This window comes from Stenotrophomonas sp. YJH_SMC_36 (assembly GCF_059369935.1).
Genome location: NZ_JCAFTD010000013.1, coordinates 1 through 16533, shown reverse-complemented (window position 1 = coordinate 16533; position 16533 = coordinate 1). Strand labels below are relative to the sequence as shown.

The window sequence follows — 16533 nt, the reverse complement described above, 5'->3', positions numbered from 1 at the left end:
GGCGTCATACGCCTTGAACTCGCCACCGAAGCGCTCGGCGCCGATCTTGGTCAGCGCGGCGGTCAGCGTGGTCTTGCCGTGGTCGACGTGACCGATGGTGCCGACGTTGACGTGCGGCTTGGTGCGCTCGAACTTACCCTTTGCCATTGTTATATACCTTGATTGTTCGTAAGTGGTTTCAAGAGAGGCTGAGCGAGGCTCAGCCCTTCTTCATGACGGCTTCGGCGATGTTGGTCGGAGCCGGCTCGTAGTGATCGAATTCCATGGTGAAGGTGGCGCGGCCCTGGGTCTGCGAACGCAGCGCAGTGGCGTAGCCGAACATTTCACCCAGCGGGATCATCGCGTTGATGATGCTGGCCGAACCGTCACCGGTGGTGTCGGAACCCTGCAGCACGCCGCGACGACGGCTGACGTCGCCCATCACGTCACCCTGGTAATCCTCCGGGGTCACGATCTCGACCTTCATGATCGGCTCCAGCAGCACCGGCTTGGCCTTGGCGAAGCCCTGCTTGAAGGCCATCGACGAAGCCAGCTTGAACGCCATTTCCGAGGAGTCGACGTCGTGGTACGAACCGAACACCAGCTTCACCTTGACGTCCACGACCGGGAAGCCAGCCAGCGGGCCGCTGGTGATGGTTTCGCGCAGGCCCTTCTCGACCGACGGAATGAATTCCTTCGGGATCACGCCGCCGGTGATGTCGTTGATGAACAGGAAGTCGTCCTTGATGGCCGGAGCCAGCTTCGGATCGGCACGGTCTTCAGCGGTGATCGGCGACAGCTCGATCACGACGTGACCGTACTGACCCTTACCACCGGACTGCTTGGCGTGCTTGTAGTCCGACTTGACGTCGGCCAGGGTGATCGTTTCGCGGTAGGCCACCTGCGGCGCACCGACGTTGGCTTCAACGTTGAACTCGCGCTTCAGGCGGTCGACGATGATGTCCAGGTGCAGCTCGCCCATGCCGGAGATGATGGTCTGGCCGGATTCTTCGTCGGTCTTGACGCGGAACGACGGATCTTCCTGCGCCAGACGACCCAGGGCCAGACCCATCTTTTCCTGGTCCGACTTGGTCTTCGGCTCGACGGCCATCGAGATCACCGGCTCCGGGAACGTCATGCGCTCCAGGATGATCGGGGCGTCCACGGCGCACAGGGTGTCACCGGTGGTGGTGTCCTTCAGGCCCACGGCCGCAGCGATGTCACCCGCCAGAACTTCCTTGATTTCCTCGCGGTTGTTCGAGTGCATCTGCAGGATGCGGCCGATGCGCTCCTTCTTGCCCTTCACCGAGTTCAGCACGGTGTCACCACCGTTCAGCGTGCCCGAGTAGACGCGGAAGAAGGTCAGCGCGCCGACGAACGGGTCGGTGATGATCTTGAAGGCCAGCGACGAGAACGGCGCCTTGTCATCCGACTTGCGGGTCATCTCGACGGTATCGTCGTCGACGTCCACGCCCTTCACGTCCGGCACATCGACCGGCGACGGCAGCAGCTGGATCACGCCGTCCAGCATGGCCTGCACGCCCTTGTTCTTGAACGCCGAGCCGCAGTACATCGGCACGATCTCGGTGGCCAGGGTGCGGGTACGCAGCGCGTTGATGATTTCAGCCTCGGCCAGCTCTTCGCCGCCCAGGTACTTCTCCATCAGCTCTTCGCTGGCTTCGGCAGCGGTCTCGACCATGAACTGGCGGGCTTCTTCAGCAGCTGCCTGCAGTTCAGCCGGGATGTCGCTGTACTCGAACTTCATGCCCTGCGAGGCTTCATCCCAGTGGATGGCCTTCATCTTCAGCAGGTCGACGACGCCCTTGAAGTTGTCTTCAGCGCCGATCGGCAGCTGCATCGGCACGGCAACCGCGCCCAGCTTGGCCTTCAGCTGGCCGACGACCTTCTGGAAGTTGGCACCGGTACGGTCCATCTTGTTGACGAACGCGATGCGCGGCACGTGGTACTTGTTGGCCTGGCGCCACACGGTTTCCGACTGCGGCTGCACGCCACCGACGGCACACAGCACGAACACCGCACCGTCGAGCACGCGCAGCGAGCGCTCCACTTCGATGGTGAAGTCGACGTGCCCGGGGGTGTCGATGATGTTGAAGCGATGCTCCGGCAGGGACTTGTCCATGCCCTTCCAGAACGCGGTGGTGGCAGCGGACTGGATCGTGATGCCACGCTCCTGCTCCTGCTCCATCCAGTCCATGGTGGCGGCGCCGTCATGCACTTCACCGATCTTGTGGCTCTTGCCGGTGTAGAACAGGATGCGCTCGGACGTGGTGGTCTTGCCGGCATCGATGTGAGCCATGATGCCGAAGTTACGGTAACGCTCGATGGGAGTGGAACGGGCCACGGGGAGCCTCTCAGATTTCTTGGATTTCGGATGGCCGAACGCCGCCTTTCGGCGGCCTTCGGGTTGGCGCAGTCCTTCTGGGACCGCGAGGCAGCACCTAGGTGGTGCTGCCCTGCCTGTTTTGCAAGGCCGTCAAACTCACCAGCGGTAGTGGGCGAATGCCTTGTTGGCTTCGGCCATGCGGTGGGTTTCTTCGCGCTTCTTGATGGCGCCACCACGGTTTTCCGAGGCGTCGATCAGTTCAGCAGCCAGCTTCTTCGGCATGGTGTTCTCACCACGCTTGCGCGCGGAGTCGATCAGCCAGCGCATGGCCAGAGCCATCTTGCGCGAGGCACGCACTTCGACCGGCACCTGGTAGGTGGCACCGCCGACGCGACGCGACTTGACTTCGACCGCCGGAGCGGCGTTGTCCAGCGCCTTCTGCACCAGCTCGATGGCGTTGGCGCTGCTGTTCTTCTCGGTGATCACGTCCATGGCGCCGTACACGATCTTTTCGGCGACGGACTTCTTGCCGCTCTGCATGACCATGTTGATGAAGCGGGCGATGGTTTCGCTTCCGTGCTTCGGATCGGGCAGGACGGAACGCTGCGGAGTATTACCCTTACGCGACATAGTGCTCTCTCCTTAGGCCTTCGGACGCTTGGCGCCGTACTTGGAACGGGCCTGGCGACGCTTGGCAACGCCGGCGGCGTCGAGCGAGCCACGAACGGTGTGGTAACGCACACCCGGCAGGTCCTTGACGCGACCGCCGCGGATCAGGACCACGGAGTGCTCCTGCAGGTTGTGGCCTTCACCACCGATGTAGGAAATCACTTCTTCCTGGTTGGTCAGGCGGACCTTGGCAACCTTGCGAAGGGCCGAGTTCGGCTTCTTCGGAGTGGTGGTGTAGACACGGGTGCAGACGCCACGGCGCTGCGGGCACTTGTCGAGCGCCGGCGAGGCACTCTTGTAGGTGGTCGCTTGCCGCGGCTTGCGGACCAGCTGGTTGATCGTCGCCATCAGTAGGTTCTTCTGATTGGTGGCCGGAAAATCCGGCCAGAGATGCGGAAATGTTAAAGCAGGCCAAAATTCTGGCCTGCTGAGACAGACGATTGTAGCAACCTGCCAGGAACGACGTCAAACGCGTCCTGTCAAGCCCGTCCCTGATCCCGGAACGTTACTGGGGGGCCTCCATGTACCCCGTTCAGGTTCGACCGGCCCTCCACGGATGGAGCCGCCTGCCGCTACAGCCAGGTCGGACGGCCTGCGCCGCCCTGCCCTTCAAGCCCGCCCGGGCATGTCCCCGGGCGTTACCGCAAAGGTGGGTCCGGCCTTGCGGCCGGACCGGTCACCTCATTCCTCGCCCGCAGCCTGTTCGGTCTCGGCTTCCACTGCCGGAGCCTCGACCGCCGCCGGGGTGCCGGCCAGGGTCTGCATCTCCGACTCGGTGAGGCCGGACGCGCCACGACGGCGCTGGCTGTGGTACGCCAGACCGGTACCGGCCGGAATCAGACGGCCGACGATGACGTTTTCCTTCAGGCCACGCAGGTTGTCCGAGGTGCCGCGCACGGCCGCTTCGGTCAGCACGCGGGTGGTCTCCTGGAACGACGCCGCCGAGATGAACGACTCGGTGGCCAGCGAGGCCTTGGTGATGCCCAGCAGGACCGGATCGAACCGCGCCGGCAGCTCGTTGCGGGTCGACAGGCGGGCATTCTCCTCGATAACGCGCTGGCGTTCGACCTGCTCGCCGTTCAGGAACTTGCTGCTGCCCTGATCGGTGATCTCGACCTTGCGCAGCATCTGGCGGGTGATCACCTCGATGTGCTTGTCGTTGATCTTCACGCCCTGCAGGCGGTACACGTCCTGGATTTCCTTGACCAGGTAGGCCGCCAGCGGTTCGACACCCAGCAGGCGCAGGATGTCCTGCGGGCTCGGCTCGCCGTCCACGATGGTTTCACCCTTGGTGACATGCTCGCCTTCGAACACGATGACCTGGCGGTACTTCGGAATCAGCTCTTCGTGCTCCGAACCATCGGTGTCCTTGATGATCAGGCGCTGCTTGCCCTTGGTGTCCTTGCCGAAGCTGATGATGCCCGAACGCTCGGCCAGCACCGCCGGATCCTTCGGCTTGCGCGCTTCGAAGAGGTCGGCCACGCGCGGCAGACCACCGGTGATGTCGCGGGTCTTCGAGGCTTCCTGCGGGATCTTGGCGACGACGTCACCCACGCCCACCGGGGCGCCATCCTGCAGGTTGACGATCGAGCGCGGCGGCAGCAGGTACTGCGCCGGCAGATCGGTGCCCGGGATCGACAGGTCGTTGCCCTTGGCGTCGACGATGCGCACGATCGGGCGCAGGTCCTTGGCTTGGGTACCACGACGCTTCGGATCGGTGATTTCGCGCGAGGCCAGGCCGGTCAGCTCGTCGGTCTTCTCGATGACGGTGATGCCGTCGACGAAGTCGATGAAGCGGATGAAGCCGGCCACTTCCGACACGATCGGGTGGTTATGCGGATCCCAGTTGGCCACGGTCTGGCCAGCCTTGATCGCATCGCCGTCCTTGGACGTGATGGTCGCACCGTACGGCAGCTTGTAACGCTCACGCTCACGGCCGTGGGCATCGAGCACCGAGATTTCGCCCGAGCGCGACACTGCCACCAGCGAGCCGTTGGCATGCTCGACCGACTTGAGGTTGCTGAACTTGACCGAGCCGGTGGTCTTGACGGTGATGTTGTCGACCGCAGCAGCTCGCGACGCCGCACCACCGATGTGGAAGGTACGCATGGTCAGCTGGGTACCCGGCTCACCGATGGACTGGGCGGCGATGACGCCGACCGCTTCACCGATGTTGACCAGATGACCACGGGCCAGATCGCGGCCGTAGCAGCGAGCGCAGACACCGAAGGCCGATTCGCACGAAATCGTCGAACGCACCTTGATGCTCTGCACGCCGGCATCTTCCAGCTTGGCGACCCACTGCTCGTCCAGCAGGGTGTTGCGGGTGACGATCGGATCTTCGTCGTTGCCCGGCAGGAACACGTCCTCGGCAACCACGCGACCCAGCACGCGGTCCTTCAGCGGCTCGACCACGTCACCGCCTTCCACGATCGGGGTCATGATCAGGCCTTCGGTGGTACCGCAATCCACCTCGGTGATCACCACGTCCTGCGCCACGTCGACCAGTCGACGGGTCAGGTAACCCGAGTTCGCGGTCTTCAGCGCGGTATCGGCCAGACCCTTACGGGCACCGTGGGTGGAGTTGAAGTACTCCTGCACGTTCAGGCCTTCGCGGAAGTTCGCCTTGATGGGCGTCTCGATGATCGAGCCGTCCGGGCGGGCCATCAGGCCGCGCATGCCGGCCAGCTGACGGATCTGCGCCTGGCTGCCTCGTGCACCGGAGTCGGCCATGATGTACAGCGAGTTCATCGACTTCTGATCGATGGTCTCACCCTTGGCATTGACGACCTTCTCGGTACCGATGGTGTCCATCATCGCCTTGGCGATGCGCTCGTTGGTGCGCGACCAGATGTCGACCACCTTGTTGTAGCGCTCGCCAGCGGTGACCAGACCCGACTGGTACTGCTCCTGGATTTCCAGCACTTCGGCTTCGGCCTCGGTGAGGATGCCGCGCTTTTCGTCCGGGATCAGCATGTCGTCGATACCGATCGACACGCCGGCGCGGGTTGCGTAGGCGAAGCCGGTGTACATCAGCTTGTCGGCGAACACGACCGTGTCCTTCAGACCCAGCTGACGGTAGCTGGAGTTGATCAGGCGCGAGATGTTCTTCTTGGTCAGCTCGGTGTTGGCCAGCGCGAACGGCAGGCCTTCCGGCAGGATTTCAGCCAGCAGGGCGCGACCGATCGTGGTATCCACGATCGAGGTCTTGTTCTGCTTGTTGCCTTCCTCGTCGGTCACCACTTCGGTGATGCGGACCTTGACCTTGGCGTGCAGTTCCACCACGCGGTTGTCGTAGGCGCGCTTGACTTCGGCGATGTTGGCGAAGGCCATGCCCTCGCCCTTCTTGTTTTCCAGCGAGCGGGTCATGTAGTACAGACCCAGCACGACGTCCTGCGACGGCACGATGATCGGCTCGCCGTTGGCCGGCGACAGGATGTTGTTGGTCGACATCATCAGCGCACGCGCTTCCAGCTGGGCTTCCAGCGAGAGCGGCACGTGGACGGCCATCTGGTCACCGTCGAAGTCGGCGTTGAACGCGGTGCAGACCAGCGGATGCAGCTGGATGGCCTTGCCTTCGATCAGCACCGGCTCGAACGCCTGGATGCCCAGACGGTGCAGGGTCGGCGCGCGGTTCAGCATCACCGGATGCTCGCGGATGACCTCTTCCAGGATGTCCCAGACTTCGGCTTCTTCGCGCTCGACCAGCTTCTTGGCGGCCTTGATGGTGGTGGCCAGGCCACGACGCTGCAGCTTGGCGAACACGAACGGCTTGAACAGCTCCAGCGCCATCTTCTTCGGCAGGCCGCACTGGTGCAGGCGCAGGTACGGACCGACCACGATGACCGAACGGCCCGAGTAGTCCACGCGCTTGCCCAGCAGGTTCTGACGGAAGCGACCCTGCTTGCCCTTGATCATGTCGGCCAGCGACTTCAGCGGGCGCTTGTTGGTGCCGGTGATGGCACGGCCACGGCGACCGTTGTCCAGCAGCGCATCGACCGATTCCTGCAGCATGCGCTTTTCATTGCGCACGATGATGTCCGGCGCGCTCAGTTCGAGCAGGCGGCGCAGGCGGTTGTTGCGGTTGATGACGCGACGGTACAGGTCGTTCAGGTCCGAGGTCGCGAAGCGGCCACCGTCCAGCGGCACCAGCGGACGCAGGTCCGGCGGCAGCACCGGCAGCACGGTCATCACCATCCATTCCGGACGGTTGCCCGACTCCAGGAAGGCCTCGATCAGCTTGATGCGCTTGGTCAGTCGCTTCAGCTTGGTTTCCGAACCGGTCGCGGCGATCTCCTCGCGCAGGCGGGTCATCTCCGACTGCAGGTCGATCGTGCGCAGCAGTTCGTACACGGCCTCGGCGCCCATGGCGGCGTCGAAGTCGTCACCGTGCTCCTGGCGGGCCTGCAGGTACTGTTCTTCGGTCAGCAGCTGGCGGCGCTCCAGGGCGGTCAGGCCCGGCTCGGTCACCACGTAGGCTTCGAAGTACAGCACGCGCTCGATGTCGCGCAGGGTCATGTCCAGCATCAGGCCGATGCGCGACGGCAGCGACTTGAGGAACCAGATGTGCGCGACCGGCGAGGCCAGGTCGATGTGGCCCATGCGCTCGCGGCGCACCTTGGCCAGGGTCACTTCAGTGCCGCACTTCTCGCAGACCACGCCGCGGTGCTTCATGCGCTTGTACTTGCCGCACAGGCACTCGTAGTCCTTGACCGGGCCGAAGATGGCGGCGCAGAACAGGCCGTCGCGTTCCGGCTTGAAGGTACGGTAATTGATGGTTTCCGGCTTCTTCACTTCGCCGAAGGACCACGAGCGGATCAGGTCCGGCGAAGCCAGCGCGATCTTGATCGCGTCGAAGTCCAGCGTCTGGCGCTGCTGGTTGAAGAGATTGAGCAGGTCTTTCATGGTGTTCTCCAGAAGGAGGAATGCTGTGTCGATGGGCTTTCAGGTCACTGCCAGCGGCGCGGCGGAGAGAGCCGCCGCGCCGGCATGGATCAGTTGTCTTCCAGTTCCATGTTGATGGCCAGCGAGCGGATTTCCTTCACGAGCACGTTGAAGGATTCCGGCATGCCCGCGACCATCTCGTGCTCACCGTCGACGATGTTCTTGTACATCTGGTTGCGGCCCTGCACGTCATCGGACTTCACCGTCAGCATTTCCTGCAGGGTGTAGGCCGCGCCGTAGGCTTCCAGCGCCCAGACTTCCATTTCACCGAAGCGCTGGCCACCGAACTGCGCCTTGCCGCCCAGCGGCTGCTGGGTGACGAGCGAGTACGGACCGGTCGAACGCGCGTGCATCTTGTCGTCGACCAGGTGGTTCAGCTTCAGGTAGTGCATGTAACCCACGGTGGTGTGGCGATCGAACGCTTCACCGGTGCGGCCGTCGTACAGCTGGGTCTGGCCACTGCTCGGCAGATCGGCCAGTTCCAGCATGCGCTTGATTTCCGCTTCGGTGGCACCGTCGAACACCGGGGTGGCCATCGGCACGCCGTCGGTGAGGTTACGGGCCAGGCGCAGCAGCTCCTCGTCGCTGAACTGCGACAGGTCGACACGGTTGGCCACGTTGGTGTCATCGTGGTTGTAGATGTCGTCCAGGAACCGGCGCAGGTCGGCAACGGCCGCCTGGGCTTCCAGCATCGCCTGGATCTTGCGGCCCAGGCCCTTGGCGGCCCAACCCAGGTGCACTTCCAGGATCTGGCCGATGTTCATACGCGACGGCACGCCCAGCGGGTTCAGCACGATGTCCACGGTTTCGCCCGAGGCCATGTACGGCATGTCCTCGACCGGCACCACGTTGGACACAACACCCTTGTTGCCGTGGCGACCCGCCATCTTGTCGCCCGGCTGGATGCGGCGCTTCACGGCCAGGAACACCTTGACCATCTTCAGCACGCCCGGAGCCAGGTCGTCGCCTGCGGTGATCTTGCCGCGCTTGTCGGCGAAGCGACGCTCGAATTCCTTCTCGTGCGCCTGGATCTGCTTCTGGGCGCGCTCGATGGCTTCCGAAGCGTCCTCGTCCTTCATGCGCAGCACGAACCAGTCAGCCTTCTTCAGGCCGTCCAGGTACGCGTCGGTGATGACGTCACCCTTCTTCAGGCCGGCACCGCCGTTGACCACCTTGCCGACGATCTGCGAACGCAGACGCATGTAGATGGCGGCTTCCAGGATGCGGAACTGGTCGTCGAAGTCCTTCTTGACGCGCTTGATCTCCGACTCTTCGATCTGGCGCGCACGCTTGTCCTTCTCGATGCCGTCGCGGGTGAAGACCTGCACGTCGATGACGGTGCCGTCCATGCCCGGCGGAACGCGCAGCGAGCTGTCCTTAACGTCCGAAGCCTTCTCGCCGAAGATCGCGCGCAGCAGCTTCTCTTCCGGGGTCAGCTGGCTCTCGCCCTTCGGCGTGACCTTGCCGACCAGGATGTCGCCGGCGCGGACTTCCGCACCGATGTACACCACGCCGCTCTCGTCCAGGCGGTTCAGCGCCTGCTCGGAAACGTTCGGGATGTCAGCGGAGATTTCCTCCGGCCCCAGCTTGGTGTCGCGCGCGACGCAGGTCAGCTCTTCGATGTGGATCGTGGTGTAGCGATCCTCTTCCACCACGCGCTCGGAGAGCAGGATGGAGTCTTCGAAGTTGTAGCCGTTCCACGGCATGAACGCGATCAGCATGTTCTGGCCCAGGGCCAGTTCGCCGATGTCGGTGGACGGACCGTCGGCCAGCACGTCGCCGCGGGCGATGACGTCACCCACCTGGACCAGCGGACGCTGGTTGATGCAGGTGTTCTGGTTGGAACGGGTGTACTTGACCAGGTTGTAGATGTCGACGCCGGCGTCGGTGGCACCGACGATCTCTTCCTCGACCACCTTGACCACGATGCGGGCAGCGTCGATCTGCACGATCTCACCGCCACGACGGGCGTTCACGGTCACACCGGAGTCACGCGCCACGGCGCGCTCGATGCCGGTGCCGACCAGCGGCTTCTGCGAACGCAGGGTCGGCACGGCCTGACGCTGCATGTTCGCGCCCATCAGTGCGCGGTTGGCGTCATCGTGCTCCAGGAACGGCACCAGCGCGGCCGCGATCGACACGGTCTGCATCGGCGAGACGTCCATGAAGTGGACCTCCGCCGGCGGCTTCAGCAGCGACTCGCCCTGGTAGCGGCACGGCACGAACTGCTCGGTCAGCATGCTCTTGGCATCGGTCAGGGCGTTGGCCTGGGCGATGACGTACTCGTTTTCCTCGATCGCCGACAGGAACTCGATCTCGTCGGAGACCTTGCCGTCCACGACCTTGCGGTACGGGGTCTCGAGGAAACCGTACTGGTTGGTGCGGGCGTACACGGCCAGCGAGTTGATCAGACCGATGTTCGGGCCTTCCGGCGTTTCGATGGTGCAGACGCGGCCGTAGTGGGTCGGGTGCACGTCGCGCACTTCGAAGCCGGCGCGCTCACGGGTCAGGCCGCCCGGGCCCAGGGCCGAGACGCGACGCTTGTGGGTCACTTCCGACAGCGGGTTGTTCTGATCCATGAACTGCGACAGCTGCGAGGAGCCGAAGAACTCCTTGATGGCGGCAGCGACCGGCTTGGCGTTGATCAGTTCCTGCGGCGTCAGGCCTTCGGACTCGGCCATCGACAGGCGTTCCTTGACCGCGCGCTCGACGCGGACCAGGCCGACGCGGAACACGTTCTCGGCCATTTCACCGACCGAACGCACGCGACGGTTGCCCAGGTGATCGATGTCGTCGACCACGCCGCGACCATTGCGGATCTCGGTCAGGACCTTGATCACGTCCAGGATGTCGGAGCTGTCGCCATGGGCAGCGACCAGGCGCTTGGACTCTTCGTCGTTGCGCTCACCGAAGTACTTGCTGTCGTACAGCACGGCTTCGCCGGTGGTTTCCTTGCGGCCCACGCGACGGTTGAACTTCATGCGGCCGACCGCGGACAGGTCGTAGCGCTCGAAGGTGAAGAACAGGTTGTGGAACAGGTTCTGCGCGGCGTCCTTGGTCGGCGGCTCGCCCGGACGCATCATGCGGTAGATCTCGACCAGTGCTTCCAGCTGGGTCTTGGTCGGATCGATGCGCAGGGTGTTGGACAGGTACGGACCACGATCCAGGTCGTTCACCCACAGGGTACCGACCGCATCGACGCCTGCCTTGCGGAAGTTCTGCAGCTGCTCTTCGCTGATCTCGTCATTGGCCTGGGCCAGCAGTTCGCCGGTCGAGGCATCAACCACGTCGTGCGACAGGATGCGGCCGACCAGGTAGTCGTCCGGCACGGCCAGGGCCGCAATGCCCGAGGCTTCCAGCTGCTTGATGTGGCGCGCGGTGATGCGCTTGCCGGCTTCCACGATGACCTTGTCGCCGTCGGCGAGGTCGAAGCCCAGGGTTTCGCCACGCAGGCGCTCCGGCACCAGCTCCAGCTGGACGCCTTCATCCGGGTTGATGTGGAAGGTGTTGATCTCGAAGAACTCGGCCAGCATCTCTTCGTTGCTGTAGCCAAGCGCGCGCAGCAGGATCGACACCGGCAGCTTGCGGCGGCGGTCGATACGGGTGAACAGCGCGTCCTTCGGGTCGAACTCGAAGTCCAGCCAGGAACCGCGGTAGGGGATGATGCGGGCGCTGTACAACAGCTTGCCCGAGCTGTGGGTCTTGCCGCGGTCGTGGTCGAAGAACACGCCCGGCGAGCGGTGCAGCTGCGAGACGATGACGCGCTCGGTGCCGTTGACGATGAAGGTGCCGTTCTCGGTCATCAGCGGGATTTCGCCCAGATAGACCTCCTGCTCCTTCACGTACTTGATGGCCTTGGTCGACGACTCGCGGTCGTAGATCACCAGGCGCACGGTCACGCGCAGCGGAGCGCCGTAGCTCATGCCGCGCTGACGGCATTCACGTTCGTCGAAGACCGGCTCGCCCAGCTTGTAGCCGACGTACTCCAGGGCGGCATTGCCGCTGTAGCTGGCGATCGGGAAGACCGACTTCAGCGCGGCGTGCAGGCCATGATCGGCACGCTTGGCCGGATCGATGTTCTCCTGCAGGAAATCACGGTAGGAATCCACCTGGATCGCGAGCAGGAACGGCACTTCGAGAATCGAGCGCTGCTTGCCGAAATCCTTGCGGATACGCTTCTTTTCGGTGAACGAATAGGACGTCATGAGGTCTTCCACCTTGTTGTGCGGGCCGTGCGTCCACGACCCTGAAGGGAACTTTGAAATTGTCAGTTGGAAGTCGCTGGTATTGCCGGCACCAGCACGCCTTCTCCCGCTACTTCCAACTGCCAACTCGTCTGCATCTACTTCCCTGCTGCCGCGCGATGCGCGGGCGTGCCGGGATTTGACCGCAGCCCGTGTTGGGCTTTCTACCGCCTGATTCCACCCGCGCAGTACGCGGGCCTGCAACAACGACCAAAGGCCGGGGGCTTACGCCCCCAGCCTTGGCTGCATCGCCGAGAATCGATGACGATGCAAAGGAAGTGCTTACTTGACTTCGACAGTCGCGCCAGCAGCTTCCAGGTCCTTCTTCATCTTCTCGGCGTCGTCCTTCGAAGCGCCTTCCTTCAGGACGCCACCGGCTTCGGCCAGGTCCTTCGCTTCCTTCAGGCCCAGGCCGGTGATGGCGCGGACGGCCTTGATGACTTCGACCTTCTTCTCGCCGGCCGACTTCAGGGTGACGGTGAACTCGGTCTGCTCTTCAACAGCAGCGGCCGGGCCAGCGGCAGCAGCCACGGCAACCGGAGCAGCGGCGGAGACGCCGAACTTCTCTTCGATGGCCTTGACCAGCTCCATCACTTCCATCAGGGACTTCTCGGCGATGGCGTCGACGATCTGTTCGTTGGTAAGGGACATGATTAATACCTTTGGATGATTTTCTGGGTTGAGGTTCCGTCAGGAACCACGGTAAGTCGAAACTCAGGCGGTCTCGGCGGCCGGCTCGGCAGCGGCGGTTTCGCCACCACCCTGCTTCTCGCCAACAGCCTTGATGGCGCGGGCGAACATCGTGACCGGCTCGGTCAGGACGCGGGCCAGCATGGCCAGGGCCTGATCGCGGGTCGGCAGCGAGGCCAGCACGTCGACGTGGCTTGCCGGGAACACTTCGCCACCGATGGCGACGACCTTAGCCTTCAGCTTGTCGTTGCCCTTGGCGGCTTCCTTGATCAGGCGACCGGCAGCGCCGGGCTCCTCGAGCGAGAACGCGTACAGCAGCGGACCAACCATCTGGTCCTGGGCCACGGCGAACTCGGTGCCTTCAACGGCGCGCGAAGCCAGGGTGTTCTTGACAACCTTCAAGAAAACACCGGTTTCACGAGCCTGCTTGCGCATCGCGGTCATCTGGGCGACCGTGGTGCCAGCGTATTCGGCTGCGATCAAGGAGTGGGCCTTGGCGGCGACGTCTGCCAGCTCGGCGACTACTTCTTGCTTCTGGGACAGATTGAGAGCCATTGCACTCCTCCAATTGAACTCCGCTTACGGCTCCTGCCGTGTGCGGTCCTGTGCGGCATCCGTCCTGGACGCCGGGAACACCAGGATGATGTTCCGGGGGGGTGGGCCGTTCTAGACCTGGAGTGGGCCAACCTGGGAAACCCAGACGTGCGTGAACCAGAAAAACTCCAGAAGGGCACCATCTACGCAGGGTGATTCCGGGGAATCGATTAAGCGTTCATGACTGTTCCGGCGGCGACTCCCTGCCATATCGAGCTTCCGTGCCCGTCGCCGGCCCTGCCACGACCGCGCCTGCGGTCTTTGACGGCTACCGCAGGCGGTGGGCTGCCTGCGATGCCTTCAAATGTCACGGCCACGGCACCCGAAAGTACCGTGACCGCTTGAAACAATTACTTCAGGGTCAGCGACGACTGGTCGACGGTGACGCCCGGGCCCATCGTCGAGCTGACCGAAACCTTCTGCAGGTAGGTGCCCTTCGAGGTGGCCGGCTTGGCCTTGATCAGGTCCAGCAGCAGCGCGGTCAGGTTCGACTTCAGCGCGTCTTCGGCGAAGTCGGCCTTGCCGATGGTGCAGTGGATGATGCCAGCCTTGTCGGTGCGGTAACGGACCTGGCCCGACTTGGCGTTCTTCACGGCTTCACCCGGGTTCGGGGAAACGGTGCCGACCTTCGGGTTCGGCATCAGGCCGCGCGGGCCCAGCACGGTGCCCAGCTTACCGACAACGCGCATGGCGTCCGGGGTCGCGATGACGACGTCGTAGTTCAGATCGCCGGCCTGCATCTTCTCGGCCAGGTCATCCATGCCGACGGCTTCGGCGCCAGCGGCCAGGGCTTCATCAGCCTTGGCACCGGCCGGAGCGAACACGGCAACGCGGACCGACTTGCCGGTACCGGCCGGCAGGACGGTGGAGCCACGGACCTGCTGGTCGGACTTCTTCGCGTCGACGCCCAGGCGCACAGCAACGTCGATCGACTCGACGAACTTGGCCTTGGTGGCGCTCTTCAGGATGTTGATCGCGTCCTCGAAGGCGTAAGCCTTGCCCGGAACGACGGCGGCCTTGATGGCCTTCTCACGCTTGGTCTGTGCCATCTTCTTAACCCTCCACCACGAGGCCCATGGAACGGGCAGAGCCAGCGATGGTACGCACGGCGGCGTCCAGGTCGGCGGCAGTCAGATCCGGTTCCTTCGCCTTGGCGATCTCTTCCAGCTGCTTACGGGTGACCTTGCCGACCTTCTCGGTGTTCGGGCGCTTGGAGCCCGACGAGATGCCAGCGGCCTTCTTCAGCAGGGTGGTGGCCGGGGTGCTCTTGGTGATGAAGGTGAACGTACGGTCCGAATAGGCCGTGATGATCACCGGAACCGGCAGACCCGGCTCGAGCTTCTGCGTGGCAGCGTTGAACGCCTTGCAGAATTCCATGATGTTCAGGCCGCGCTGACCCAGCGCAGGACCGACCGGCGGCGAGGGGTTGGCCTGACCGGCCTTCACCTGCAGCTTGATGTAACCGACAACTTTCTTTGCCATGTGAGTACTCTCCGGGTGCTAGCGCCTTTCGACAACAGGCTCCCCATCGGACCGGGAATCACGCGTCCCGGCATCGCGTTTTGAAATCATGCCGAAGGCCACCTTGCGGTGGCCTCGTCCTGCTGGCTTCCCAGCGGGGAGCCGCGCACTATATCAGATTTTGGGCGCCCTGTCTGAACAGGGAGGGCGACCTGAAGGCTGCCAGCCCGTGGCCGGCAGCATCACCGGGCATCAGCCGGTCTGCTTCTCGACCTGGCCGAACTCGAGCTCGACCGGGGTGGCACGACCGAAGATCAGCACCGAGACGCGCAGACGGCTCTTCTCGTAGTTGACTTCTTCGACCACACCATTGAAATCGTTGAACGGGCCATCGGTGACGCGGACCATCTGGCCCGGCTCGAACAGCACCTTCGGACGCGGCTTCTCGACACCTTCCTGAACGCGGTTCAGGATGGACTCGGCTTCGGAATCGGCGATCGGCAGCGGACGATCGGCGGTACCGCCGATGAAGCCCATCACGCGCGGGGTTTCCTTGACCAGGTGCCAGCTTTCGTTGTCGATGCGCGGAATACCGGCCTCTTCGTGGGTCTCGATCTGGACCAGCACGTAACCCGGGAAGAACTTGCGCTCGGACCGGCGCTTCTGGCCGGCGCGCATTTCGATCACTTCCTCGGTCGGAACCAGGACGTCGCCGAAGCGCTCTTCCATGCCATCACGGACGATGCGATCACGCAGAGCCTGCGCCACCGACTTCTCGAAGCCCGAATAGGCGTGAACGACGTACCAACGCTTCATGCAATTCTCCTTAGCGGCTCAGGAACCACTGAGTCAGTTTCTGGATCAGGAAGTCGAAGCCACCCAGCAGCAGGCTGAGGATGAGCACCACGACAATCACGACCCAGGTCATGCGAACGGCCTCCTGGCGCGTCGGCCAGACCACCTTGCGCAGTTCGAAGCGCGACTCGGAGAGGAATTCGCGGGTGTCGCGCCCCTTGCCGGTCAGCATGAACACGCCGATACCGCCAACCAGACCGACCACGACCGCCAACGCACGCAGCTGACCCGCCCACGCGCCCAGCTGGGCGGCGCGACCGGAGTCGGCGGAGAACCAGAACCAGACGAACAGACCCGCCAGCACCAGCAGGGATGCGGCAACGTACTTGACGATATCTCCACCGCTGGCGGAGGTGTCCTTGGAATGTTCGATCTTGCTATTCATCCGGTGTGTCTGCTTTAGCGGCAAGAGCCGCTGGATAAGGTGGGCAGATGGCACGCCAGGAGGGACTCGAACCCCCAACCTGCGGTTTTGGAGACCGCTGCTCTGCCAATTGAGCTACTGGCGTACGTTTTGAAACTTGCCTTCCCTTAGACGGCGAAGGCGGACCGAGGTTCCCGGCCCGCCACTCGCGCGACCGGCAGCGCTATGCAACCGCCGGTACTGCAGGCTTACTTGATGATCTTCGAGACCACGCCGGCGCCGACGGTGCGGCCACCTTCGCGGATGGCGAAGCGCAGGCCTTCGTCCATCGCGACCGGGTTGATCAGGGTCACGGTCATCTTGACGTTGTCACCCGGCATCACCATTTC

At 63.7% G+C, this 16533-nt stretch carries 13 protein-coding genes and 1 tRNA gene; all 14 read right to left on the bottom strand.

Features of this window, described 5'->3' with window-relative positions:
* A partial coding sequence (locus tag AC5P76_RS18565) for a GTP-binding protein (protein WP_495206207.1) occupies positions 1-147 on the bottom strand: 147 nt, incomplete at its 3' end.
* Positions 148-199: 52 nt separating this feature from the next.
* Entirely contained in the window at positions 200-2341 is a 2142-nt protein-coding gene (fusA, locus tag AC5P76_RS18560; RefSeq protein ID WP_049470847.1) for an elongation factor G, read from the bottom strand.
* Between the two features lie 138 nt (positions 2342-2479).
* A complete protein-coding gene (gene rpsG / locus AC5P76_RS18555) occupies positions 2480-2953 on the bottom strand; it encodes a 30S ribosomal protein S7 (RefSeq protein WP_495222806.1) in 474 nt (157 codons plus the stop codon).
* A gap of 12 nt (positions 2954-2965) precedes the next feature.
* The gene (gene rpsL / locus AC5P76_RS18550) at positions 2966-3340 is read right to left on the bottom strand and encodes a 30S ribosomal protein S12 (RefSeq protein ID WP_004145320.1); all 375 of its coding nucleotides are present in this window, start codon (positions 3338-3340) and stop codon (positions 2966-2968) included.
* Positions 3341-3673: 333 nt separating this feature from the next.
* Positions 3674-7897 carry a DNA-directed RNA polymerase subunit beta' gene (gene rpoC / locus AC5P76_RS18545; RefSeq protein ID WP_053519956.1) on the bottom strand — a complete coding sequence of 1408 codons (4224 nt, stop codon included), beginning with the start codon at positions 7895-7897 and terminating at the stop codon, positions 3674-3676.
* An 89-nt stretch (positions 7898-7986) separates the two neighbouring features.
* Positions 7987-12141: a DNA-directed RNA polymerase subunit beta gene (rpoB, locus tag AC5P76_RS18540; RefSeq protein WP_053519955.1), complete on the bottom strand. Its 4155-nt coding sequence runs from the start codon at positions 12139-12141 to the stop codon at positions 7987-7989.
* A 321-nt stretch (positions 12142-12462) separates the two neighbouring features.
* The gene (gene rplL, locus AC5P76_RS18535) at positions 12463-12831 is read right to left on the bottom strand and encodes a 50S ribosomal protein L7/L12 (protein ID WP_053519954.1); all 369 of its coding nucleotides are present in this window, start codon (positions 12829-12831) and stop codon (positions 12463-12465) included.
* A 63-nt stretch (positions 12832-12894) separates the two neighbouring features.
* The gene (rplJ, locus tag AC5P76_RS18530; RefSeq protein ID WP_053519953.1) at positions 12895-13425 is read right to left on the bottom strand and encodes a 50S ribosomal protein L10; all 531 of its coding nucleotides are present in this window, start codon (positions 13423-13425) and stop codon (positions 12895-12897) included.
* Between the two features lie 389 nt (positions 13426-13814).
* A complete protein-coding gene (gene rplA, locus AC5P76_RS18525) occupies positions 13815-14513 on the bottom strand; it encodes a 50S ribosomal protein L1 (protein WP_004154350.1) in 699 nt (232 codons plus the stop codon).
* Positions 14514-14517: 4 nt separating this feature from the next.
* The gene (gene rplK / locus AC5P76_RS18520) at positions 14518-14946 is read right to left on the bottom strand and encodes a 50S ribosomal protein L11 (protein WP_004145248.1); all 429 of its coding nucleotides are present in this window, start codon (positions 14944-14946) and stop codon (positions 14518-14520) included.
* A 231-nt stretch (positions 14947-15177) separates the two neighbouring features.
* On the bottom strand, positions 15178-15741 hold the full coding sequence (nusG, locus tag AC5P76_RS18515) for a transcription termination/antitermination protein NusG (protein ID WP_053519952.1): 564 nt from the start codon (positions 15739-15741) through the stop codon (positions 15178-15180).
* A 10-nt stretch (positions 15742-15751) separates the two neighbouring features.
* Positions 15752-16165 carry a preprotein translocase subunit SecE gene (gene secE, locus AC5P76_RS18510; RefSeq protein ID WP_053519951.1) on the bottom strand — a complete coding sequence of 138 codons (414 nt, stop codon included), beginning with the start codon at positions 16163-16165 and terminating at the stop codon, positions 15752-15754.
* A gap of 48 nt (positions 16166-16213) precedes the next feature.
* Positions 16214-16289, bottom strand: a tRNA-Trp gene (locus AC5P76_RS18505).
* A gap of 103 nt (positions 16290-16392) precedes the next feature.
* A partial coding sequence (locus AC5P76_RS18500) for an EF-Tu C-terminal domain-related protein (protein WP_495206049.1) occupies positions 16393-16533 on the bottom strand: 141 nt, incomplete at its 5' end.

Excerpts from the sequence above, each read along its gene's own strand:
- nusG (WP_053519952.1), bottom strand. The coding sequence starts at position 15,741 with ATGAAGCGTTGGTACGTCGTTCACGCCTATTCGGGCTTCGAGAAGTCG.
- rpoC (WP_053519956.1), bottom strand. The coding sequence starts at position 7,897 with ATGAAAGACCTGCTCAATCTCTTCAACCAGCAGCGCCAGACGCTGGAC.
- rplA (WP_004154350.1), bottom strand. The coding sequence starts at position 14,513 with ATGGCACAGACCAAGCGTGAGAAGGCCATCAAGGCCGCCGTCGTTCCG.
- rpsL (WP_004145320.1), bottom strand. The coding sequence starts at position 3,340 with ATGGCGACGATCAACCAGCTGGTCCGCAAGCCGCGGCAAGCGACCACC.
- rplJ (WP_053519953.1), bottom strand. The coding sequence starts at position 13,425 with ATGGCTCTCAATCTGTCCCAGAAGCAAGAAGTAGTCGCCGAGCTGGCA.
- rplK (WP_004145248.1), bottom strand. The coding sequence starts at position 14,946 with ATGGCAAAGAAAGTTGTCGGTTACATCAAGCTGCAGGTGAAGGCCGGT.
- rpsG (WP_495222806.1), bottom strand. The coding sequence starts at position 2,953 with ATGTCGCGTAAGGGTAATACTCCGCAGCGTTCCGTCCTGCCCGATCCG.
- rplL (WP_053519954.1), bottom strand. The coding sequence starts at position 12,831 with ATGTCCCTTACCAACGAACAGATCGTCGACGCCATCGCCGAGAAGTCC.
- secE (WP_053519951.1), bottom strand. The coding sequence starts at position 16,165 with ATGAATAGCAAGATCGAACATTCCAAGGACACCTCCGCCAGCGGTGGA.
- rpoB (WP_053519955.1), bottom strand. The coding sequence starts at position 12,141 with ATGACGTCCTATTCGTTCACCGAAAAGAAGCGTATCCGCAAGGATTTC.